The sequence below is a fragment of the Cohnella baijiui genome (assembly GCF_020731285.1).
In the GTDB taxonomy this organism is placed as follows: Bacteria; Bacillota; Bacilli; order Paenibacillales; family Paenibacillaceae; genus Cohnella.
On sequence record NZ_JAJFOW010000521.1, the window covers coordinates 1 to 210 of the forward strand.

Annotated in this window: 1 protein-coding gene; it reads right to left on the bottom strand. The window is 45.2% G+C overall.

From position 1 onward, the window contains the following. Positions 1 to 210 (bottom strand): SRPBCC family protein (locus tag LKX83_RS33635; protein WP_465249360.1); only part of this gene is annotated, 210 nt, incomplete at both ends.

Sequence of the window (210 nt, forward strand, 5' to 3'; positions counted from 1 at the left end):
TTGACGACTTCCTCTTCGCTTCCTGTAAATCGCGAGTTTGTAATCGTGACAAAGGTTTCTGTATCCGCTTCGGGAGTAAATATCCACTCGACTATCGTGTTGTCCGATGATTCGATTAGAATCCGCTTGTTTTGCTCAACTTCTTTTACATAAATATCATCCGCAACGCCGTACATCTCCCATTCCCAGCGGATATGCCTTCCTGCCTCT